Origin of the sequence: Pseudomonas sp. gcc21 (genome assembly GCF_012844345.1) — a bacterium.
GTDB lineage: Bacteria > Pseudomonadota > Gammaproteobacteria > Pseudomonadales > Pseudomonadaceae > Halopseudomonas.
This window is the reverse complement of the sequence record NZ_CP051625.1, coordinates 1,610,337-1,632,647: the sequence shown is the minus strand read 5'-3', so window position 1 is coordinate 1,632,647 and position 22,311 is coordinate 1,610,337. Positions and strand designations below refer to the sequence as shown.

21 protein-coding genes are annotated in these 22,311 nt (G+C 58.7%); 14 read left to right on the top strand and 7 right to left on the bottom strand.

What is annotated here, in order from left to right; genetic code table 11:
- The first annotated feature begins 54 nt into the window (after positions 1–54).
- Positions 55–1,506 carry an exodeoxyribonuclease I gene (sbcB, locus tag HG264_RS07545; RefSeq protein ID WP_169407090.1) on the top strand — a complete coding sequence of 484 codons (1,452 nt, stop codon included), beginning with the start codon at positions 55–57 and terminating at the stop codon, positions 1,504–1,506.
- A 75-nt stretch (positions 1,507–1,581) separates the two neighbouring features.
- Here sbcB and mvaT read toward each other — a convergent pair whose 3' ends face one another.
- Positions 1,582–1,959, bottom strand: a complete 378-nt coding sequence (gene mvaT / locus HG264_RS07540; protein ID WP_169407089.1) for a histone-like nucleoid-structuring protein MvaT — start codon at positions 1,957–1,959, stop codon at positions 1,582–1,584.
- A 209-nt stretch (positions 1,960–2,168) separates the two neighbouring features.
- Here mvaT and purU point away from each other — a divergent pair, with 209 nt between their 5' ends.
- The 7 genes from purU (at position 2,169) to HG264_RS07505 (ending at position 11,207) form a co-directional block, all read left to right on the top strand.
- Positions 2,169–3,020 (top strand): formyltetrahydrofolate deformylase, encoded by an 852-nt coding sequence (gene purU / locus HG264_RS07535; RefSeq protein ID WP_169407088.1) that lies wholly within the window; start codon positions 2,169–2,171, stop codon positions 3,018–3,020.
- A gap of 42 nt (positions 3,021–3,062) precedes the next feature.
- Entirely contained in the window at positions 3,063–3,473 is a 411-nt protein-coding gene (locus HG264_RS07530) for a CBS domain-containing protein (RefSeq protein ID WP_169407087.1), read from the top strand.
- Positions 3,470–3,649, top strand: a complete 180-nt coding sequence (locus tag HG264_RS07525; RefSeq protein WP_169407086.1) for a hypothetical protein — start codon at positions 3,470–3,472, stop codon at positions 3,647–3,649. Before HG264_RS07530 ends, HG264_RS07525 begins: the two co-directional genes overlap by 4 nt.
- Positions 3,650–3,832: 183 nt before the next feature.
- Positions 3,833–5,458 (top strand): methyl-accepting chemotaxis protein, encoded by a 1,626-nt coding sequence (locus HG264_RS07520; RefSeq protein WP_169407085.1) that lies wholly within the window; start codon positions 3,833–3,835, stop codon positions 5,456–5,458.
- A 142-nt stretch (positions 5,459–5,600) separates the two neighbouring features.
- Positions 5,601–6,683, top strand: coding sequence for an efflux RND transporter periplasmic adaptor subunit (locus HG264_RS07515; RefSeq protein ID WP_169407084.1), 1,083 nt, complete (start codon positions 5,601–5,603; stop codon positions 6,681–6,683).
- 4 nt (positions 6,684–6,687) lie between these two features.
- On the top strand, positions 6,688–9,759 hold the full coding sequence (locus tag HG264_RS07510) for an efflux RND transporter permease subunit (RefSeq protein ID WP_169407083.1): 3,072 nt from the start codon (positions 6,688–6,690) through the stop codon (positions 9,757–9,759).
- On the top strand, positions 9,756–11,207 hold the full coding sequence (locus HG264_RS07505; RefSeq protein WP_169407082.1) for an efflux transporter outer membrane subunit: 1,452 nt from the start codon (positions 9,756–9,758) through the stop codon (positions 11,205–11,207). Before HG264_RS07510 ends, HG264_RS07505 begins: the two co-directional genes overlap by 4 nt.
- Positions 11,208–11,270: 63 nt before the next feature.
- Here HG264_RS07505 and ahpF read toward each other — a convergent pair whose 3' ends face one another.
- Together ahpF and ahpC are read right to left on the bottom strand one after the other, a co-directional pair.
- On the bottom strand, positions 11,271–12,866 hold the full coding sequence (gene ahpF / locus HG264_RS07500) for an alkyl hydroperoxide reductase subunit F (protein ID WP_169407081.1): 1,596 nt from the start codon (positions 12,864–12,866) through the stop codon (positions 11,271–11,273).
- Between the two features lie 100 nt (positions 12,867–12,966).
- Positions 12,967–13,530 (bottom strand): alkyl hydroperoxide reductase subunit C, encoded by a 564-nt coding sequence (ahpC, locus tag HG264_RS07495; protein ID WP_169407080.1) that lies wholly within the window; start codon positions 13,528–13,530, stop codon positions 12,967–12,969.
- 352 nt (positions 13,531–13,882) lie between these two features.
- On the opposite strand from ahpC, the gene moaC reads away from it, so the two are divergent.
- The 4 genes from moaC (at position 13,883) to moaA (ending at position 16,162) form a co-directional block, all read left to right on the top strand.
- Positions 13,883–14,359: a cyclic pyranopterin monophosphate synthase MoaC gene (gene moaC, locus HG264_RS07490; protein WP_169407079.1), complete on the top strand. Its 477-nt coding sequence runs from the start codon at positions 13,883–13,885 to the stop codon at positions 14,357–14,359.
- Positions 14,356–14,604 carry a MoaD/ThiS family protein gene (locus HG264_RS07485; protein WP_169407078.1) on the top strand — a complete coding sequence of 83 codons (249 nt, stop codon included), beginning with the start codon at positions 14,356–14,358 and terminating at the stop codon, positions 14,602–14,604. The genes moaC and HG264_RS07485 overlap by 4 nt, the downstream gene beginning before the upstream one ends.
- Before the next feature lies 1 nt (position 14,605).
- A complete protein-coding gene (gene moaE, locus HG264_RS07480) occupies positions 14,606–15,064 on the top strand; it encodes a molybdopterin synthase catalytic subunit MoaE (RefSeq protein WP_169407077.1) in 459 nt (152 codons plus the stop codon).
- Between the two features lie 105 nt (positions 15,065–15,169).
- A complete protein-coding gene (moaA, locus tag HG264_RS07475) occupies positions 15,170–16,162 on the top strand; it encodes a GTP 3',8-cyclase MoaA (protein ID WP_169407076.1) in 993 nt (330 codons plus the stop codon).
- Positions 16,163–16,268: 106 nt separating this feature from the next.
- Here moaA and HG264_RS07470 read toward each other — a convergent pair whose 3' ends face one another.
- The 4 genes from HG264_RS07470 to modA form a co-directional block, all read right to left on the bottom strand.
- A complete protein-coding gene (locus HG264_RS07470; protein WP_169407075.1) occupies positions 16,269–17,138 on the bottom strand; it encodes a hypothetical protein in 870 nt (289 codons plus the stop codon).
- A 378-nt stretch (positions 17,139–17,516) separates the two neighbouring features.
- Positions 17,517–18,581 carry a molybdenum ABC transporter ATP-binding protein gene (modC, locus tag HG264_RS07465; protein ID WP_169407074.1) on the bottom strand — a complete coding sequence of 355 codons (1,065 nt, stop codon included), beginning with the start codon at positions 18,579–18,581 and terminating at the stop codon, positions 17,517–17,519.
- Positions 18,578–19,264 carry a molybdate ABC transporter permease subunit gene (modB, locus tag HG264_RS07460; protein ID WP_218573058.1) on the bottom strand — a complete coding sequence of 229 codons (687 nt, stop codon included), beginning with the start codon at positions 19,262–19,264 and terminating at the stop codon, positions 18,578–18,580. The genes modC and modB overlap by 4 nt, the downstream gene beginning before the upstream one ends.
- Before the next feature lie 54 nt (positions 19,265–19,318).
- Positions 19,319–20,110, bottom strand: a complete 792-nt coding sequence (modA, locus tag HG264_RS07455) for a molybdate ABC transporter substrate-binding protein (protein ID WP_169407072.1) — start codon at positions 20,108–20,110, stop codon at positions 19,319–19,321.
- Positions 20,111–20,360: 250 nt separating this feature from the next.
- Between modA and HG264_RS07450 the strand changes: the two genes are divergently transcribed.
- Both HG264_RS07450 and hemN read left to right on the top strand, forming a co-directional pair.
- Positions 20,361–20,795: a hypothetical protein gene (locus HG264_RS07450; protein WP_169407071.1), complete on the top strand. Its 435-nt coding sequence runs from the start codon at positions 20,361–20,363 to the stop codon at positions 20,793–20,795.
- A 103-nt stretch (positions 20,796–20,898) separates the two neighbouring features.
- Complete coding sequence (hemN, locus tag HG264_RS07445) at positions 20,899–22,281, top strand: oxygen-independent coproporphyrinogen III oxidase (protein ID WP_169407070.1); 1,383 nt, start codon at positions 20,899–20,901, stop codon at positions 22,279–22,281.
- Positions 22,282–22,311 lie beyond the last annotated feature (30 nt).

Below are 22,311 nucleotides of genomic sequence, written 5' to 3'. Positions count from 1 at the left end.
ATGCCTGTCCCGGCCGCTTCGGTTAACCTGCATATTTGAGCGGCGGGAAGCGAAATGGGCAAAAGCATCTTCTGGTACGATTTCGAATCGACAGGTATAGATCCGCGCAGGGACCGGCCGCTGCAGGTCGCGGGGATTCGCACCGACGAAAACCTCGAAGAAATCGGTGAACCGTTGTGTATCGATTGTCGGCTCTCGGACGATACGCTTCCTCATCCAATGGCTTGTCTGGTAACCGGTATCGGGCCCGAGCGCGCTGCAGCCGGGCTTCCGGAAGCTGAATTCATAGCCTTGTTGCATCGCCAGATGGCTGAGCCGGGTACCTGTACCGCTGGATACAACAGCCTGCGGTTCGATGACGAAATGACCCGCTTCACGCTGTATCGCAACTTCTACGATCCTTACGCACGAGAATGGCAGGGCGGTAACAGCCGCTGGGATCTGCTTGATGCGTTACGCACAGCCCAGGCGCTAAGGCCCGAAGGGATTGTATGGCCTGAGCAGGACGGTTTGCCGAGCCTGCGCCTTGAACTGCTGACCCAAGCCAACGGAATCGAACATGGTCAGGCGCATGACGCGCTGGCGGACGTGCGGGCGACCATTTCCATGGCACGCTTGCTGAAGCAGGCGCAGCCACGCTTGTACCAGTACCTGTATGACCTGCGTAGCAAACATAAAGTCTGTGAGTTAATCGACCTGCAACGGGTGCGGCCTCTGGTGCATGTATCGGGGCGCTTCGGTCGTGAACGTAGCGGACTGGCGGTCGTCCTGCCGCTTGCCTGGCATCCGGTCAACCGCAATGCGCTGATTGTTTACGATCTGGCTGCAGACCCTGATCTGCTGATCGATCTTGACGCAGATACGCTTCGTGAATTGATGTATACCCGCACCGAAGATTTGGCCGAAGGCCAACAGCGGCCTGGGCTGAAGTTGGTGCATATCAATAAATGCCCGGTATTGGCGGATATCAAGGTACTTCGCGAAGAAGATATTCAGCGCTTGTCACTGAATATGACCGAGTTTCGTTATCGCGCAGAAACACTTGCAGCGTGGCGGGAAAACGGACAACGCAAATTACACAGCCTGTTCAATGAGCAGCGAGGATTCGATAATCCGGCAGATGATGATTGCGAGCTGCAGTTGTACGGCGGTTTTATGAGTGACGCCGACCGGACTCAGCTGGAAATGATCCGACAGGCGGGAGGCGAGCAACTTGACCTTGCGCTATGGCCGCTGAAGGATCAACGACTGGTCGATATGCTGCCGCGTTACCGTGCGCGAAATTTTCCGCAAAGTCTGAGCGAGGCCGCTCGGAAGGACTGGTCTGGATTCTGTAAAAGTCGACTTGAGGGTTCTACTCCAGGCGCCGCGATTACGCTGCCCGAGTTTTTACGTACCATCGAAGAATTACTGCCTACCCAGACGGGAGCGCAGAAGGCTCTGCTACTCGCCTGGCAGGAATACGCCAAAGCTCTGGGTACCCGGTTGCAGGTCAGTTCGCTTTGATGTTGTCCGAGGCTTAGGAAAAATATCGGAAATAAAAAACCCGCCGGTAATGGCGGGTTTGCGGATGCCTGGAGATTAGCCCAGGATAGTCATCCAGGATTCAACAGTGTCCGAACCGTACTGTTCTTTCCATGCTTTCAATGTTTTGTGATTACCGCCCTTTGTCTCGATGGTTTCGCCGTTGTGCGGGTTCTTGTACTGCTTTACCTTGCGCGCGCGCTTGGCTGGTGCCGAGGAACGTGCGTTCTTGCCTTGGGCTGAACCCTTGTTGTCCGGGTCGAGAAGGGCAACTACCTGCTTGGGCGTCTTGCCGTGCTGATCCATCAACGCACGAAGTTTTTCTTCGAATTCGAGTTCTTTTTTCAGCTTGTCGTCATTGGACAAAGACTGGAGACGCTCGGAAAGTTCACGGATCGTCTCCTCGAGCTGGCGATATTCCTGAAGCATTGACATAAGTTGCACCTTATTACGGTAAAGTTGTATTTGACCCGGAAATAGTAAGTTAAGAGCCCAGACCATACAACAACTTGATGGTCGCAATATGTAAATATTCACGTTTTCTTCACAGCGCCCGGCTCTGATCCAGCTGCAATCGTAGAGCGCAGCGGGTAGAATGCTCCACTTTAACCGCGGCTTCCGCCAGCAGTATTGGAGATCAATGAATGCGTACTTTTCGTCTGGTTATAGCCTGTCCTGATCGTGTGGGTATAGTCGCTAAAGTCAGTAATGTACTTGCGACCTATAACGGCTGGATAACAGAAGCCAACCATCATTCGGATAATCTCTCGAACTGGTTCTTCATGCGCCACGAGATCAGAGCCGATTCGCTTCCTTTTGATGTTGATGGCCTGCGTACTGTGTTTGCGCCTATTGCCGCCGAATACTCGATGGACTGGCGGGTGAGCGATTCCGCGCAGCGCAAAAAAGTCGTTCTTATGGCAAGCAGAGAGTCGCACTGCCTGTTTGATCTGTTACATCGCTGGCACAGCGGCGAACTCGATTGCGAGATAACCAGCGTTATATCCAATCACGATGATTTGCGCAGTATGGTTGAATGGCATGGCATACCCTTTCACCATGTTCCGGTAAAACCGGACCATAAAGCTGAAGCCTTTGCCGAAGTAACGCGTTTGATCGACGAGCAGCAGGCTGACTGCATCGTATTGGCGCGTTACATGCAGATATTGCCGCCGGAACTGTGTAGCCGGTATGCCAACAGGGTCATCAATATACATCACAGTTTTCTGCCTTCGTTTGTCGGTGCCCGGCCTTATCACCAGGCAGCGCAGCGAGGCGTCAAGCTGATCGGCGCGACCTGTCACTATGTTACCGAGGAGCTCGATGCGGGTCCGATCATCGAGCAGGACGTCGTGCGCATCAGCCATCGCTTGAATGCCGAAGACATGGTTCGCCTCGGGAAAGATGTGGAAAAGATGGTACTTTCCCGGGGTTTGCGCTATCACTTGGAAGACCGGGTATTGGTCCACGATAACAAGACGGTGGTATTCAACTGAGACCTGCCCCCGGATAGCCCCCTGCCAGCTAAGGAAGATGCCATGCTCAAGATAGTCAAAGTCAGAGACTATATGACCACTGACCTGATCTGTGTCTCTCCGCACACGGACCTGACCAGGGCAGTCGAAACACTATTGCTGCACAAGATCTCGGGTGCTCCGGTAGTGGACGGGGAAGGGCGGCTGGTGGGTATGTTGTCGGAGGCGGATTGCCTGAAAGGCATTTTTACCGGGAGTTATTTCGATGAAGAGAGCGGAATCGTCGAATCGGTCATGACGCAAGCCGAGACCATCAATGCCGAGGAAGATATTGTCCGGGCCGCTGAGTATTTCATCAGGCAGGGTAGGCGTCGGCTGCCGGTGCTGGACGGTGGCGAGCTGGTGGGACAGATCAGCCGACGGGATATTCTGCGCGCGGTTCAGCATTTCAACGACAATGGCGCGCGGAAATGAACTGGGCTGACGATGCCCAAGAGTTCGACCCGCTTCTGCGCGGCGCGGTCTCGTTGCCGCCGGTGATCGGGGAGGGCTGTCTGGCGCGTTTTGACCCGGATAGCCTGAACGAGGAGTCAGGGACAGACTTCTCGGCGGCGGCCGGATTGCGCTCCATGACGAGCGAGCCAGACTAGCATAACCTTCACGCACGACCATTCGTCGGTCGGCACTCATTAACCGCAGCCCCTCGCCGATAGCCCCTTTATCTGGCGTGGAGTTATTGGTTGCCCATAACCCCTGCCAATCGAGCCCCGCCGCTATCAGGTTTCCAATCAAGGCGCGGGTGGCCATTTTTTACGTCCCAGGTGCAATCCGTGATGAATTCCAGAAACTTTCCTGTTGCCGCAAGGCTGACCGGCGGCTTTGCCGCAGTGGCGCTGATCGTATTGATGTTGGGATTTTTGGCCGTGCAAGGCATGAGTAATATGCGAGAGGAAGCCACCGAAATCGAACAGCTCTGGCTGCCGAGTATGCAAGACATCGGTGAGTTCAATCAGGATTTCATGAGGTTGCGTATTTTCACGTTCAGGGCATTGCTTGCCGAAGATAACCGCGAGATCCAACAGCTCAATCAATCAATGGATGAACTGGAGCGGCTGTTGACGCAGGCAGAGCAGGCATTTGAACAGCGTATCTCCAGCGCTGAATCTCAGCAGGCATTTAATCTGTATAAAGCACAACGCACCGAATACATGCGCCTGCAGGCTCAGGTTATGCAGCGGATAGCTCAGGGTAATCTGGATGGCGCCATGGGCATCGTTCAGAATCAATTGAATCCGCAAGCTGATGTCGCTACGCAAAGCCTGATCGCGCTGGAAGATCTGATAATCGCGGGGGCAGGGGAATCCGCAGAGTCGGCAGAGTTGATCTACGAGCGGGGCTTCCGTCAGGTCATTCTCTTTATTGCCATTGCTGCTGTGCTGACTGTTTTGCTGGCCTGGCTGATTACCCGCAGTATCGTTGCTCCCATCAGAGAGGCGGTGCGGATCAGCGAGGTCATCGCCACGGGCGATCTGACCCAGCGTTTCCAGGTCGAGGGCAAGGACGAGCCGGCGCGGTTGCTGAGGGCGCTATCGGCCATGCAGACGCAGCTGCGCGATACGATTGAGCGTATCACCAGTTCCTCAACCCAGCTGGCTTCGGCGGCCGAAGAGCTGAACGCAGTAACCGAAGATTCCACACGGGGTCTGCAACGGCAGAATGATGAAATCCAGCAGGCAGCGACCGCCGTCAATGAAATGAGCGCCGCTGTCGATGAGGTGGCCGGCAATGCTGTCTCGACATCGGAGCAGTCCCAGGCGACCGCGAGCGTCGCCTCGGAGGGTCAGCAACAGGTGGTTTACACAGTCACCAGTATCGACAAGCTGTCCGGGTCCATTCAATCCACCGCTACCGAAGTGCAGGAGCTGGCGGAGAAGGCGCAGAACATCAGCCGGGTGCTTGAGGTCATCCGCGCCATTGCGGAGCAGACCAACCTCCTTGCCCTGAATGCCGCCATCGAGGCCGCCCGCGCCGGCGACCATGGACGAGGCTTTGCGGTAGTGGCTGATGAGGTGCGGGCCCTGGCATACCGCACGCAACAGTCCACGGCGGAGATCGAGGACATGATCGGCACTATTCAGCAGGGCACCGAGCGCGCGGTTGAAGCCATGCAGATCAGCAATACCATGGCGTCCAATACCCTTGGGCAGGCGGAATCGGCTGGCGAGGCGCTTAATCGAATCACCGCCGCCATCAATCAAATCAACGAGCGGAACCTGGTGATTGCCAGCGCAGCGGAGGAGCAGGCGCAAGTGGCGCGCGAGGTGGATCGTAACCTGGAAAATATTCGCGACCTGTCGACGCAATCCGCCGCAGGCGCTGAACAGACCAGCTGTTCCAGCCGGGAGCTTTCCCGTTTAGCCGTGGAGCTGAATGATCTGGTAACGCGTTTCACCATCTAGCGCCTTCGGGCTCGTTTCGTAACCAGCCGTTGCCTTCTCTGATCGCAACGGCTTTTTTTGGAACTCGCGCAGCTATTTACCCCTCTATTGCATTCAGTACTCAAACGAGCGTTTTATTCACCGTAACTCGAGCGGAGCACGAATGCCCCCAGCGACTGGATCACGTCTTTCCTGTCTGTTCTGGCTGACCCTGTCAGTACTTTTACTTGGAGCCGTTTCCGGCTGTGCAGGGGAAGAAGAGCCCGCTCCGGAGCCGCCGCGTATTGCGCTGGTAGAGCGGCTGCAAGCAGCGGAACCGTTGCCGGAAGCCCTGCGTTTTGCCGGTGTGGTGGAGAGCGTTACCACGACCCAGATCGCGTTTCAGGTGCCTGGCCGAATCGAACAGATACTGGTTGACGAGGGCACCCGGGTAACTCGGGGTCAGCCATTGGCGAAACTGGATGCTACGGATTATGAACTGCAATTGCGCGAGGCCGAAGCGCAACACCGGCAACTACAGGCGGACCTGACGCGCAAGCGCAGCCTGCTCGCCGAAGGCATTCTGTCCCCTGCGGCGATCGAGCCGCTGGAGGCCGGGCTGATCTCCGCCCAGGTCGCACGTGACAGCGCGCTGCGAAATATCGCCCACAGCACACTCAACGCGCCCTTTGACGGTGTGGTTGCAGAACGTATGGCGGAGCCGGATATGGTCGTGAGTAATGGCACGCCGATCCTTCAGATTCAGGATAACCAGTATGTGGAGGTGGGTGTCGATCTGCCCGAGCGGGCGGCGCTCAGCCTGCCGCTGGGGCCTGATCTGCAGGCGCAGGGCCAGTTGGTGATCGCTGATGTGACCCTGCCCCTGAAATACAAGGAACACAGCACCCAGCCACGCGAGGGCGCCCGTACCTACCGGCTGATCCTGCGCGGGGCACCCCCCGAAGACTTCAACCTGCTGCCTGGCATGGCCATGCGCGTAACCATAGAGTTGCCGGTGCCCGTTGCCGATGCCACTGCCGAGAGGTTCCGCATACCCTTGTCGGCCTTGCAGACGACGCCCGAGAGTGAGCATTTCGTGTGGCTGGCGGTCGACGGCCAGGCGGTGCGCAAAAATCTGACCTTGCAGCGTATCGATGGGAGTCATGCGCTGGTGGCCGGTGACTTCGAAACGGGTAGCCAGATAATAGTCGCCGGGGGCAGCAAGCTGTTCGAAGGTCAGGCGATCAAAGCCCAGCAGCGGGATTGAACTGATGGATTTTGCCCGTTACGCCATAGGTAAACCTGTGAACACCTGGTTGCTGCTACTGATCTGCCTGGTCGGTGGGAGCATCGCTTTTTTTGAAATCGGTCGCCTGGAAGATCCCGAATTCACCATCAAGCAGGCCATCATCAACGTGCAGTATCCCGGCGCCACAGCGCTGGAGGTCGAGCAGGAAGTCACCGAACCGCTGGAAAGCGCGATCCAGCAGATGACCCAGATAAAGGAAATTCGCTCGCGCTCGATGGCGAACCAGGCAGAAATTCGCGTCGATATTCAGGACCGCTTTACCGGTGATGCCCTGCAGCAGGTCTGGAACGAGTTGCGCAACAAGATCAACGATGCCCAGGGCGACCTGCCACCGGATGCCCAGCCGCCCGTGGTCAATGATGATTTCGGTGATGTGTATGGGATTTTCTATGCGCTGACCGGCGAAGGCATGACGCTGAAGGAGCTTCACGAGCTGGCCAAGGAGCTACGGCGAAGGCTGGTTAGCGCAGAGGGTGTGGGCAAGGTCGAGATATCAGGCGTTCAGGAGGAACGGATACTGGTCGAGGTCGATCAGGCGCGTCTGGCTGCCCTGCGGCTGTCGCCGGAGGAAATCATGGCTGCCCTGAGCGATGCCGATGCGGTGGTCGATGCGGGTGGCGTGCACAGCGGCGAGCTGTTTGTGCGTATCCGCCCGACCGGTGCCTTCGATTCTGTCGAGACATTGCGCGCGATACCGGTTGGGCAGGGCACACAGAGCCTGCCTCTGGGATCGATCGCCGAGGTCCGTCGCGATTATCAGGATCGCCCCACACAGATTATTCGTCACAATGGCCAGCCTGCCTTGACGCTGGGCGTCAGCGGGGTTTCCGGTAGCAATATCGTCGAGGTCGGCGAATCCGTCGAAAGTGCGCTATCGGACATGAGGCATCTGATGCCGTTGGGCGCGGAGCTTCATCCGCTCTACGAGCAGCACCAGGTAGTCAATGAGTCGGTCAATAGCTTCGCGCTGAATGTGTTCATGTCCGTCGCCATCGTCGTGGCGGTGTTGTGCATTGCTATGGGACTGCGCGCCGGCACGATCATCGGCATTGTGCTGTTTCTGACAGTGCTGGGTACGCTGCTGCTGATGTGGCTGGCGGGTATCGAACTGGAGCGGATCTCCCTGGGCGCGCTGATCATCGCCATGGGTATGCTGGTCGACAACGCCGTGGTGGTCTGTGACGGAATGCTGGTACAGCAGCGCCGCGGCTTGAGCATTCTCGAGGCGGCGCAGAAAACGCTGCGGCAAACCCAGTGGTCGCTGCTTGGGGCCACCATTATCGGAATTCTGGCCTTTGCCGGCATCGGGCTGTCGCAGGACGTGACCGGTGAGTTTCTGTTCTCGCTGTTCTTCGTGATCGCCGTGTCATTGCTGTTGAGCTGGCTGCTGGCACTGCTGGCGGTACCGCTGTTTGGTCATTACCTGCTTGAGAGCAAGGCGGTCAAGGCGGGCGAGGACGAGCAGCAGGGCGAGCAGAACACTGACGAACCCTATTCGGGCGCGGTTTATGAGCGCTTTCGCAAGGTTATTGGCCGCGTTCTGTTGCACCCCTGGATCACCGTAAGCGTGCTGGTAGTGCTCATGGTGGCGAGTGTGCTGGGTTTCAGCCGGGTGGAGCAGAGTTTCTTTCCGGCCTCCAGTACGCCCTTGTTCTACGTCAATATCTTCCTGCCGCAGGGCACGCATATTCGCGATACCAGCCGCCACGCTGAGGATGTTTCCGATTATCTTGCGCAGCGTGATGGGGTTACGGATGTGTCGACCTATGTCGGTGCTGGCGCCTCGCGCTTCATGCTGACCTACATGCCCGAGCAGCCTAATCCGTCGTTCATGCATTTTCTGGTGCGCACCGAAGATGCGGAGCTGATCGATGGCCTGGTTCGGGAGATAAACCAGGCGTTGCCGACCCGCTACCCGGATGCTGACGTGCATGCGGCGCGCTTTCTGTTTGGCCCCAATGCCGAGGCCAAGCTTGAGGCGCGTATCAGCGGCCCGGACATCAGTGTCCTGCGGGCATTGTCTGCCGAGGGGCAGCAGCGCCTGCAGGAAGAGGGGCGTGTATTCAATATCCGCGATGATTGGCGCGCGCCGGTGGTGGTGGTGCAGCCGCAACTGGCGCTGGACCGCCTGGCCGATGCGGGGCTCACTCAGCAAGCCGTTGCGCGGTCCCTGGCCGCCGCCAGTGAAGGTACCCAGGTCGGTGTTTTCCGCGAAAGGGATGAGCTGATTCCGATCCTTCTGCGCGCCACCGAAGAGGACCAGGTCAGTGCCGACGACCTGTTGCAGCGCTTGATCTGGAGCCCGGCGACCAACACCTACGTGCCACTGGCGCAGGTTGCCGATGGCGTCACGGTGAACAGTCTGGATACCGTCATCCGCCGCTTCGACAGAGAGCGCACCATTGCCATACGCGCAGAGCCCCGCGACGGGGAAAACACCAACGCAACCCATAGCCGCATCCGCCCGCTCATCGAGTCCATGGAGCTGCCGCTGAATTATTCCATAGAGTGGGGCGGCGATTATGAACAGTCCTCCGATGCCCAGGAGGCATTGGCCAGCACACTGGCCTTGCCCTACCTGGCAATGGTGCTGGTAACGGTGCTGTTGTTCGCCAGGGTGCGTCAGCCGCTGATGATCTGGCTGGTGGTGCCGATGGCGATCTGTGGGGTGACCTTCGGGTTGCTGATTACTGGCCGGCCCTTTGATTTCATGGCCTTGCTCGGGCTGCTTAGCCTGACCGGTATGCTGATCAAGAATGCCGTGGTACTGGTCGATGAGATCGATCGCCAGGTGCAGCAAGAGATACCGCGCCTGACGGCGATTATCGAGGCATCGGCTTCGCGGCTGCGCCCGGTAACCATGGCGGCGGGTACCACTGTCGCGGGCATGGTGCCGCTGCTGTTCGATCCCTTCTTCGCCAACATGGCAGTGACCATCATGGGTGGTCTCGCCTTTGCGACCCTGCTGACTCTGTTGGCCGTGCCTTGCCTGTACCTTCTGTTCATGCGAGTCAGGCAGGAGGAGGTGCAATGACTGGCGCTCCGTTCAAGTGCTCCCTTGCGCTGTTCGCGCTGATACTCGGCGGCTGTTCCAGCGTGCCGGAGCATCCTGCGCCGCAGGTGCCGGACAGCTGGTTCGGTACGTCCCAGGCACAGCCGGCCGACGCTCAAGCACTGGCGCAGTGGTGGCAGGCATTCGATGATCCGGTGTTGACGGGGCTGGTGCACCGGGCCATGCAGCAGAGCCATGACGTGCGCCTCGCCATGTTGCGTGTCAACGGTGCGCGGGGCCAATTGCGGCTGTCCCGGGCGGGGTTGTTCCCCAGCATTGATCTGCCGGGATCGGCCAGCCGTCAATGGGTCGGTAACGAGCAGGAGCCGGACAGCCCGCTGGCGGAGTACGGTCTGGACGACACCATTCGCTTCGATATGTGGGAGCTGGCGGTGGAGGCCAGTTGGGAGGTGGATCTGTTCGGCGCCACCCGCGCCCGCACCGAGGGCGCACGGCAGATGGTACGTTCGGCGCAGGCCGAGGCCATCGCAGCGCGCATTGCCGTTGCATCGAACGCTGCGCAAGGCTATGTCCAGGTCCGCGCACTGCAAGCGCAGCAAGGATTGCTGCGCGAAGGTATAGAAGTGGCACAGGAACTTGAACGCATCGCTGGACTGCTGTTCGAGGCAGGGGAGGTCACCCGCCTGGACGTGGAAAGCGCCGCCGCCGAACGTGCCGCATTGCAGGCCGACCTGGGTGAGCTGGAAATCAACCTGGCCGAAGCATTGCTGGCGCTGGATACGCTGCTGGCTGAGCCGCCCGGTTCCATCGGGCGCGAGCTGGATACCGTAGCTGTTGCGCCCGTTCCGCTGGTCGGCGCCGCCATTGCGCCCGGCCAGCCGGTAGATCTGTTACGCCGCCGGCCCGATCTTGTTGCTGCGGCCGCGCAACTGGATAGTGCTGCCTTGGAGTCGCTGGCCGCCCGCCGTGATCTGTTTCCCACCCTGACGTTGCAGGCGGCGATGGGCCGTTCCGGTCTGGCGCTGAATAATGATTTTTCATCGGCGTCGAATTTTGCCCGCCTCGGCGCGATGTTTGGCCTGCCGCTGCTGGATTTTGGTCGCCGTGGCGCGGCTATTGACCTGGCGGACATTGAGGGCGAAACAGCCTATGTCGGCTTCGAACAGGCACTGACGCAAGCCCTGGAAGATGTAGAACGCAGTCTGGCCGCGATTGAGGGGCAAGAGCGCCGGCACGCCGCTCTGGAGCGTGCCCGTGATCATTTTGAGCGCGCCTATCGGCTGGCACGCACCAGCTATCGCCTTGGTGAGGCCAATCTCTTTGAGGTGCTGGAGGCTCAGCGGGGCGCGCTGCAAGCCAGGCAGCAGTATCTGCAAGGGCGTACCGCACTGGCGACCGCGCAGGTTGCATTGTTTGTCGCACTGGGCGGCGGTTGGGAGTCCGGAGGGGAAGGCATAGCTCAGCATTAAATACCAACCAAAAAAAAGCCGCGCCTGGAAGAGCGCGGCTTTGTCCTGCCTGGTGGTATGCGGTCAGGCGGATTCGGCCTCGGCATGTGCCTTGGCTGCCTGGATTGCAGCCGGGGCCGGAGTGCGGATCAAGTGATCAAATGCACCCAGAGCAGCGGTGGAACCGGCACCCATGGCGATGATGATCTGCTTGAAGGGGACGGTCGTCACGTCACCTGCAGCAAATACACCCGGCATGGAGGTGGCTCCGCGGGTATCAATCTCAATCTCGCCGTGCTTGCTCAGCTTGAGATCGCTGCCCTTGAGCCACTCGGTGTTTGGCACCAGACCGATCTGCACAAAGATGCCTGCTACATCGACCGGTTTGCTCTCGCCCGTTGCGCGGTCGGTATAGGTCAGGCCGACCACCTTCTTGCCATCGCCACGCACTTCTGTGGTCTGGGCATTCATGATGATCTCGACGTTGCTCAGTGAACGTGCCTTGCGCTGCAATACTTCATCCGCACGCAGGCTGTCACCGAACTCCAGCACTGTCACATGTTCAACAATACCGGCGAGATCGATTGCCGCTTCGATACCCGAGTTGCCGCCGCCGATGACCGCAACGCGCTTGCCCTTGAACAGCGGGCCGTCACAGTGCGGGCAGTAGGCTACGCCCTTGCCGCGGTATTCCTGCTCACCAGGTACATTCATTTCACGCCAGCGCGCACCGGTTGCCAGGATAACTGAACGGCTCGACAGGGTAGCGCCGCTTTCCAGCGTCAGTTCAACCAGCTCGCCGCTGTTGAGCTTGGCAGCCTTCTGTTCGGTCATCACATCCACGTCATAATCCTTGACGTGTTGCTCCAGGCTAGCGACCAGCTTGGGGCCTTCGGTGTAGGGAACCGAGATAAAGTTTTCGATACCCACGGTGTCCATCACCTGGCCACCGAAACGCTCGGCTACCAGACCAGTACGGATGCCCTTACGTGCAGCGTAGATAGCTGCAGCCGCACCAGCCGGGCCACCGCCGACGATCAATACGTCATAGGGTGCTTTCTCGTTCAGCTCTGCAGCTTTGCGATGCGCAGCGCCGCTGTCGACCTTGTTGACGATTTCAGCAAGGGTCATGCGGCCCTGGCCGAAGTGCTGGCCGTTCAGGTAAACGGACGGAACGGCCATGACCTGACGCTCGTCGACTTCGTCCTGGAACAATGCGCCATCGATCATTACATGGGTGATGTTCGGGTTCAGTGTCGCCATCAGGTTCAGCGCCTGGACCACGTCAGGGCAGTTCTGGCACGAGAGCGAGATATAGGTCTCGAAATGGAATTCGCCCTCAAGGTTGCGCACCTGTTCAAGCAGCGCAGGATCGGCTTTGGAGGGATGGCCGCCGGCTTGCAGCAGTGCGAGAACCAGCGAGGTGAATTCGTGGCCCATCGGGATGCCTGCGAAGCGTACACGCGGCTCCTGGCCGGCTGGCGCGATGGCCATGCTCGGCGAGCGCTTGTCGCTGGCCTCGGTCATGCTGATCTTGCTCGAGAGCCCGGCGATTTCAGTCGCGAGCTCTTTCAATTCTTTAGCCTTGGGGCTGTCATCGACGGACACGCTGACTTCTATCGGGTTAACGATATTCTGCAGGTACGTGTCCAATTGCTGCTTCAGATTCGCGTCCAACATATGCGTGTCCTTTGTCAAATTGGTAAATTTTGGGCGAAAAAAACCCGGCCCGCCAACCGGATGCGCGAGGCATCACGGCGGGCCGGGTATCTGGCATTGCTTAGATCTTGCCTACCAGGTCCAGCGAAGGAGCCAGAGTAGCGGAGCCTTCTTCCCACTTGGCCGGGCAGACTTCGCCTGGGTGGGCGGCAACGTACTGGGCAGCCTTGACCTTGCGCAGCAGGTCAGCTGCGTTACGGCCGATGCCTTCTGCAGTGACTTCTACGGCCTGGATGATGCCTTCAGGATCGACGATGAAAGTACCGCGGTCAGCCAGACCCATGTCTTCGCGCATGTTGTCGAAGTTGCGGGTGATGGTGCCAGTCGGGTCACCGATCATGGTGTACTGGATCTTGCCGATAGTTTCGGAGCTGTCGTGCCATGCCTTGTGAGTGAAGTGGGTGTCAGTCGAAACGGAGTAGATCTCGACGCCCATCTTCTGGAACTCTTCGTAATGGTCAGCAACGTCACCCAGCTCAGTCGGGCAAACGAAAGTGAAGTCAGCAGGGTAGAAGAAAAATACTGCCCACTTGCCCTTCAGGCTTTCTTCAGTTACTTCGATGAATTCGCCCTGCTTGAATGCCTGGGCCTTGAACGGTTTGATTTGCGTATTGATAACGGACATCGTGTAACTCCTTGATGAGTCGGGTTGGTTAGAAGACATGAGCAATGATAGGTGCTGAAACCGGCTCCTTGAAATTGATTTCGCCTAACCAGTGAATAGCTTTTGCCTATGTGAATTGCCATGTTGATAAACCAGCTAATGATGGCCGCTTTGCCGGCAGGAAATCAATCCCTCCCGGTAAAGCGGCCGCTGAGCCTGGTCGAAGCATAGGGCATATGGGTGTCAGATGCGTGACTGGAGCGGAGGTTCCTGCTCCGCCCGCTGCCGCGCCATAATCCGGACGAGGAGGGTGTGTACCCGGCCTCATTTGGTTAAAGTGATGGACCTAGTTTGCTGCACTAAAGGACAACAGATGCTTTCCCACCTTGATGCCCAAGGGCACGCCAATATGGTCGATGTCACCGCCAAGAGCGTTACCGCCCGTGAGGCGGTAGCTGAAAGTCTGGTTCGGATGCGTGCCGAGACCTTGCAGTTGATCCAGTCCGGCGGACACCCGAAGGGCGATGTCTTCGCCGTTGCGCGGATTGCCGGTATTCAGGCAGCCAAGCGTACCCACGAACTGATCCCGTTGTGTCATCCATTATTATTGACGGGCATAAAAGTCGAGCTGATCGCCGAAGAGCCCGATGCAATGCGTATTCGCGCCCGTTGCAAGCTGGCCGGGCAGACAGGGGTCGAAATGGAAGCACTGACCGCCGCGAGCGTGGCAGCGCTGACGCTGTACGACATGTGCAAGGCAGTCGACCGCGGGATGGTCATCGAATCTACCCGTTTACTGGAAAAGCTAGGTGGCAAAAGCGGGCACTACCAGGCGGGAGACGAAGAGTGATCACCGTACAGTTTTTTGCTCGTTACCGGGAAGTGCTCGGTAGGGATCAGGAACAGCTCCCCTGGGATGACGGATTGGACAGCCTTGAAGCGCTGCGTGATCGGTTGGTAGCCCGTGGGGAAGACTGGAGCGTGCTGGCTGAACGGCGATTGATGTGCGCGCGCAATCAGGACATGTGCGACCTCCAGGAGCCGCTACGTGATGGCGACGAGGTGGCGTTTTTTCCGCCCGTGACCGGAGGTTGAAATGGCGATTCAGGTCCAGACCGAAACCTTTGACCCGGGCCAGATGCTCAACGCGCTGCATGGTCGGCATGCCGGCGTAGGTGCCAGCGTGGCCTTTGTCGGCTATGTGAGGGACTTCAACGATGGTGAGGAGGTGGCGGGTATGCTGCTCGAGCACTATCCGGGCATGACCGAAAAAGCCTTGCAGAAAATAACTGACGAGGCTTGCCGGCGCTGGCCCCTGATACGTCTCGATATCCTGCACCGTGTCGGCCGCCTTAAGCCCGGCGAGCCGATCGTTTTTGTCGGGGTTACTTCGGCGCACCGTGACGCGGCTTTCCAGGCAAGCCACTATGTCATCGACTATCTCAAGACCCGGGCTCCCTTCTGGAAGAAGGAGGATACCGGCGCGGGCCCTCGATGGGTTGAAGCCCGCGACAGCGACAACGTGGCTCTGGACAAGTGGAACGCAGCGCAGTGAGGCTGTGGAACAAGCCCGATGCCGGGGCATCCAAGAGTTATCCGATCACATTCAACAAGCTGGGCAGTCCGGAAGTAGCTGACTGTTTGAGCGGGGAAGCAATCTATGGCTGATACACAGATGCAGGACGGGTTGGGCCGGCATATCGAGTACTTGCGGATGTCGGTCACTGATCGCTGTGATTTCCGCTGTGTGTATTGCATGGCCGAGGACATGACCTTCCTGCCCCGTCAGCAGATTCTGACCCTGGAAGAGCAATTGCGACTGGCGCGACTCTTTGTAAATCTGGGCGTAAGCAAAATTCGCCTTACCGGGGGTGAGCCTCTGGTACGCAAGGGCGTGCTCTGGTTGTGTGAAGAGATTGCGGCTTTGCCAGGACTGAAAGAACTGGTGATGACCACCAATGGTTCGCAGCTGGTCAGCATGGCCGAGCCGCTAGCCAGAGCCGGCGTAAAGCGTCTGAATATCAGTCTGGATAGCCTGGACGAGGATAAATTCCACGCTATTACCCGCACCGGGCAACTGCAGAAAGTGCTGGACGGTATCGAGGCGGCGCGCACCGCGGGGTTCGAACGCCTGAAGCTCAACACGGTGGTGATGAAGGGTCGCAACGCAGACGAAGTTCCGGCTCTGGTGGAATACGCCCTCGACCGTGGCATGGATATCACCTTCATCGAAGAAATGCCGCTGGGTGACGTGGGGCGCTCCCGTGGTGAAGCTTTCTGCTCGAGCAGCGAAGTGCGCGAGATGATCGAGCAGCGCTATCGCCTCATCGACAGTGCCGAAAGTAGCGGCGGCCCCGCGCGGTATGCGCGTGTGGAAGGTTTTCCTGAAAGCCGGATCGGGTTTATATCGCCGCATTCGAATAACTTTTGTGCGACCTGCAACCGCGTTCGCATGACGGTTGAAGGGCGGTTACTGCTGTGCCTGGGGCATGAGAACTCGATCGATTTGCGGGCGCTGGCGCGTCGGCATCCTGAATCGGATGAACCCATCCTGCGCGCTATCCGTAATGGCCTACAGTACAAGCCGGAGAAACACGAGTTTGATGTGAATGAGGTTCAGCTGGTGCGTTTCATGAACGCGACGGGGGGGTGAAGCCGCGAAGGATACCGTTTGCGGCAGATGCCCGGCAAAAGTGTAATCGAGCGGGCAGTAGGCCGGTCCTTCGGCCCTTTGGTTTCGATCCTGCCTCGTTCGCTGCTTACCAGTTCTTGTATTCTGTCTCGTAACCGGGACCACAGAATTCACAGCTCGGATCGACAAACATGCTGCGCCGCTCGGTCTCACCGGCCAGATGCCAGCGCAACCATGCCACGATCATCGGCAGGCCGTCGCGGGCCGCGCTGGTATGGCTGGAATCATCTATGACGGTAAACCACACGGGCACGCGCGTGGCGGCGTAGTCCCGCTCGCAGTTCGGTGTTGCCAGGGTGTCATCCTCTCCACAGATGTAGGCAGCAGGCTTACGCAAATTGCTTGAGCCACGACCGTCGAATGAGCCGCCGGCGACGTGAATGGTAGTGGTCAGACGTGGATCATCCCCGATTGCGAACGTACCGACTGAGCCGCGTGAGTGACCACCGGCTGCAATCCGGCCAGTGTCGAGTTTTTCGTGGTACGGGCTGCGCGTGCTGTCATTCTGCTCAATCAGCCAATCCATCGCATCGGTCATTTCGTCGCCGGAACTGCTGGAAACCTCGGAATACACCACGAAGCCATGTGATGCGATACGGCGCAGATGGTCTTCATAGCTGCTTGGCGTGGAGCCAGCGCCGGGACCCCAGATGAATATCGGGTGCTGAACGCCGTTTTCGCCAAGTGTGGCCGGACGTGCTACCCATCCCTGACGCGAAGGCCCGGTGTTCTTGTCGATGGTGACCTGATAGGGGCCGTCCCTCTCTACGCTGGATACAGGCGGCAATGGCGTGCCTGTCGAGGGTGGTGGGTCAGTCGGATCCGTTGGATCAGTCGGTGGGTTGGTCGGCGGGTTGAAAGCAGCGGCGTGCAAAGGCAGCAATCCGATGCAGAGCCCCATTATCAGGGCCTTTTTCATTGCGATTCCTACGGACATGGATGTCCTCCTTATTAGATTAAAAATATTAGGGATGGCCACGTATCCGGAGGCGTCAGCGCTGGCAGGGCTTGCTTGCCCGGCGAGCGCTGAGGCGCGAGAAAGCATATTGGCCAACATCGCCACCCGGCAATCGGAACCTCGGGCGGGGCGACGCCTCAACTATAGTTGTATCGAAGTGATATGTTTTGTCATTTTGTACATTTGCGGATCAGTTCAATAAAGTGGTCGTTCGTGAGTGAGTTTAGTCACGACAAGGCATGAAGTGTTGAACTCTCTAGGTGATCGGCGAGCCGCGGGGAATCGCTTGAGCCACGAATGCTAGCCACCCGAAGGCCAGGCGGTGCCGAGGCGGCGGGATGTCGGGTGGTTGGCAGGTTAGTCCAGCAGGGAGACCGCCTTGATCAGCGCGAACACCTGGCTGTTAGCGCGCAACTCTAGCTGCTGGCAGGACCAGTGACTTATCTCGGACAGCAGCGTTTGTCCGTCAGCCAGGCTCCCCTCGATAATGACCCGGCCGTCGATGGCAGGGCGGATTTGCTGGATACGCATGGGCAAGTGATTGAGGATACTGATGCGCTGCGGTGGGTCCAGCGCCAGACTGACGTCGCGGGCCTTGATACGCAGCCTGACACTGGTCGTAGGGCCCGGTACTTGGGGTAGACGCAGGGTCAGTGAGCCGGTCTGGAAGTGAGCCAGACCGGTGTGGTCAGCAGGCTTGAGTTGACCATGCAGGACTGTGGCAGGACCGTCGTCACTGAACAGGGGCGAATCCGGGCGAGCCAGTGCCTGCTGGAGCGATTCGACGGCGTCAATGTGCCCATCACGCATGAACACTACCTGATCCGCCAGCCGCTCGATTTCGCTGGCTGCATGACTTACATAGATGACCGGCACGTCAGAATGACTGGCCAGCCGCTCGATGTAGGGCAGGATGTCGCGCTTGCTGGACGCGTCCAGCGCGGAGAGCGGCTCGTCCAGCAGCAGCAACTGCGGACTACTCAGCAGGGCCCGTCCCAGAGCGATGCGTTGGCGCTCCCCGCCGGACAGTTGATGTATCTGCCGCTGCAGCAGCGGCGCAAGCCCCAGTTGTTCGATGGCCTCGCCGGGCTCGAGTCGACGCAGCTGTTTTGGCGTGCGCTGGTAGCCGTAAAGCAGGTTCTCGTGCACGCCGAGATGCGGTAGTAGCGAGGCTTCCTGAAACACCAGTCCGATGCGTCGGCGCTCCAACGGGACGAAACGTCGGCCGCTTTGCCAGATTTGATCTGCAAAGCGAACCTCTGCATTGGCGCAGCGCTCAATGCCGGCAATGATGCGCAGCAGGCTGGTTTTGCCACAACCGGACCGGCCAAAGATTGCTGTCACGCCCTGTGTAGGGAGGGTCGCGTTAACATCCAGAACAAAGCCGGGGAACCTGAGCGCTGCGTTCACCTGTAGCGTCATGCCTGCACCGCCGGGGTCCGGCCGCCGTTAACCCGATAAACAACAAACAGCACGGCAAAGGCTGCGCCGATAAGCAGCAGGGATAGCCGGTGTGCTGCCGCGTAATTCATGGCTTCTGCGTGCGCGAAAATCGTGGTCGAGAGCACGTGGGTCTCGCCGGGAATACTGCCGCCGATCATCAAAATGACGCCGAACTCGCCCAGCGTATGAGCGAAGGTAAGGGTCGCAGCCATCACAAAGCCGCTGCGGGCAAGCGGCAAGGTTATGCTGAGAAAGCGATCCAGCGGACCGGCTCCGAGCGAGGCTGCCACGTGCAGCGGGCGCCGACCAGCCTGTCGGAATGCCTGCTGCAAGGGCTGCACCGTAAAGGGCAGGGAATAAATTACCGAGCCGATGAGAATACCGGTGAAGCTGAAAGCCAAATGGTCGAATCCCAGTTTCTGTAGCGTCCCGCCGACCCATCCCTGCGGGCCAAGCGTCAACAGCAAATAGAAGCCGAGTACCGTGGGTGGCAGCACCAGCGGCAACGCAACCAGTGCTTGAACAACCGAACGCAGGCGGCTGTTACCTGCCGCTAGCCATAACGCTATGGGAGTGCCCAAAGCCAGCAGAATCAGCGTGGTAAACAGGCATAGGCGCAGGGTCACGCCTATGGCGGTCCAGTCTTCCGGGCTGAGCGTCAGCATCGTGGCGATACGGGCAGAAAATCAGTCATCGGATCATGATAGCCGCTTGGCTTACGGCGCGGGTAGCGCCAGGCTTTCAGGCGGAGCGGCGAAACCGTATTTCTCCAGAATCTTCTGCGCGGCAGGGGCGCGAATGAACCGGGCCAGTCGCTCTGCGTTGGCATTGTCCGCTGCGCGACGCGTCACGACCATTGCTTGTAGCAATGGAGCATGCAGACGGTCATCGATGAGTTGGTAATGCCCCTGTCGTTGCATGCCCGGATGCAGGGCGAGAGACAGCGCAATGATCGCTGCCTCCGCCGCGCCCGATTCTGCCATTTGCGCGGTGCCGGATATGTTCTCCCCGTAGACCAGATGCGGCTCAACCGTCGTCCAGGCGCCAATTGCCTGCAAGGCTTCCTGTGCCCTGGCGCCATAGGGCGCATGTGATGGCCGGGCGATAGCCAGGCGCTTGGGCGGAGACACCGCCAGCCCCTCGAGGCCCTTCTCGGCCAAGCGACTATCTTTGCTCCACAACACGATTCGTCCGATGGCGTAGGGCTGCGGTGGCCCGGCGGTAAAGCCATCCTGATGCAGAGCAAGCGCGTAGGTTGCGTCAGCTGACAGGTAGAGATCAAAAGGTGCGCCCTGGCGTATCTGCGTGGCGAAGCGCCCCGAGGAGCCATAAATGACCCGTACTTCCTGCTGCGGATACTGTGCATCCCAGGCCTGAATGATTTCCTCCAGCGCGAAACGCAAATCCGAAGCGGCAGCCAGGGTAAGGGGTTGATCAGCGGTCGTGACCAGCGGATAGCCCAGGCACCAGGCCAGTACAACGCGGCCAAACAGGCGGGAGAGTGTCATTCAGCTGTCCCTGTCAGGCAGTGACAGGCGGATAGCTGGCTGGCGGGGCGATCGGTGTTGAGCACATCAACTTCCATTTCTTGTGACCATTCGGGCCAGGGATGAGTTGTGATAATGCCAGAGCCTGTGAAAGAGGGCGATCCATGCGCTGCAGAACACCCCAGCCTATTCCCCCGGAACGCGTGATTGAACCTCAAAATCGCCACCGGTTTACGGTATCCTGACGCTTTGCTCGTTCCATGGACCTGACATGACCTACCTCGCGCTCAAGACGCTGCATCTGCTCGCTGCCGCCACCTTTATCGGCAGTCTCTTCTTTCAGATATTCGTTTTATGGCCGGCCAGTAGACAACTGCCCGCGCAAAGTCTCAGCGAGCTTGACCAGTCCGTTCGCCGGCGGTTCATGTTGGTGATTCATCTGGTGGCGCTGGTGTTATATGGCGCGGGGTTCGGCCTGTTGACCAATTACTGGAAACATCTGCTGACGCCTTTCTCCAGTAACTTTTCGATGTTGCTCAGTCTGAAGTTGATCCTCGCGTTCTCCATCATCGTCCATTATCTGGCGCTGGCAGCCACTCGCCGTCGCGCGCCCGTAGGCCCGGTAGGCATGCGCTGGGTCAATATCAGCCTGCTCTTGCACGCCGCACTGATTGTGGTCTGCGCCAAGGCCATGTTCATGCTCTGATCAACGGCTACTGGTAAATGGGCCTGTGTTGATATGCATCAACATGGCGCTACGGGCCAGCGTTTAACCTGCGCGAAATCAGCATTCGTAGCCGGAGAGCGCCATGTTCAACCCCATTCGCTGGGACGCGGACCTCATTCGCCGTTATGACAAGCCCGGTCCGCGCTATACCACATACCCTGCCGTGTCGCAGTTCCACGAAGATGCCTCCGCGCTGGTGCTGGAATACGCGTTGGCAGCCAGCAAGGCGGCCAGGCGTGACCTTTCTCTATACCTGCATGTGCCGTTCTGCGCGAACCTCTGCCATTACTGCGCCTGTGACAAGGTCATTACCAAGGACCGCAGCCGTGCCCGCCCATACCTGCAAGCGCTGTTCCGCGAGATCGAACTGATCAGCCAGTCTCTCAGCCGCGACCAGGTAGTTCAGCAGCTGCACCTTGGCGGTGGTACCCCGACCTTTCTGAACCATGCAGAAATGCGAGAGCTGATGGATAAGCTGCGTTCGCATTTTTCACTGCATGATGACGATACCGGGGATTACGGAATCGAAATCGACCCCCGTGAAGCTGACTGGTCGACTATAGGCATGCTCCGTGAGGTGGGTTTCAATCAGCTCAGTCTCGGCGTCCAGGATCTTGATCCTGACGTACAGCGCGCAATCAATCGGTTGCAAAGCCTCGAACAGGTGCAGGCGCTGATGGATGCAGGCCGTACGCTGGCTTATCGGTCTATCAATATCGATCTGATGTACGGCTTGCCGAAACAGACGCCGATCAGCTTCGCCAGAACTCTAACGAGCATCATTGAGCTCAGGCCGGATCGGCTATCGCTATACGACTATGCGCATGCGCCTGATCAATTCCCATCCCAGCGGCGCATCGTTGCGGCAGACCTGCCAGCCGAAAAGATACGGCTGGCGCTGTTGGAGGAAAGCGTGAAACAACTCGGCCATGCCGGCTATCGCTACCTCGGCATGGGGCATTTTGCTCTTGCTGACGACGCGCTAAGCAACGCACAGGAAACCGGCCGCCTGCACCATGATGTCCAGGGCTACAGCATCCACGGTGATTGCGACCTGTTGGGACTCGGGGTATCGGCAATCAGCCAGGTGGGCGATCTCTACACTCAGAACGACAGCGATCTGCGGTCTTACCAGTACAGCCTCGAAAGCGGACAGCTCGCGACGAGCAAGGGGCTCGTTTGCACCACTGATGACCGTATACGTCGAGCCATCATTGCGCAGCTCATCTGTTATTTCCACCTCGAGTTTGCCGATATAGAGAAACGCTTCGAGATCGTGTTTCGCGAGTACTTTGCTGATTGCTGGCCCGTCCTAGAACAGATGCACAGGGACGGGCTGGTGCAGCTGGGGGAGGGTGGCCTGAACATATTGCCAGCGGGCAGATTGCTGGTGCGTTCGATCTGTATGGTTTTCGATGCTTACCAGGCACTGGAAGAAAACCCGCGGTATTCGCGGGTAATCTGAAGCTGCGCATGGGCAACGGCTCTATGCCAA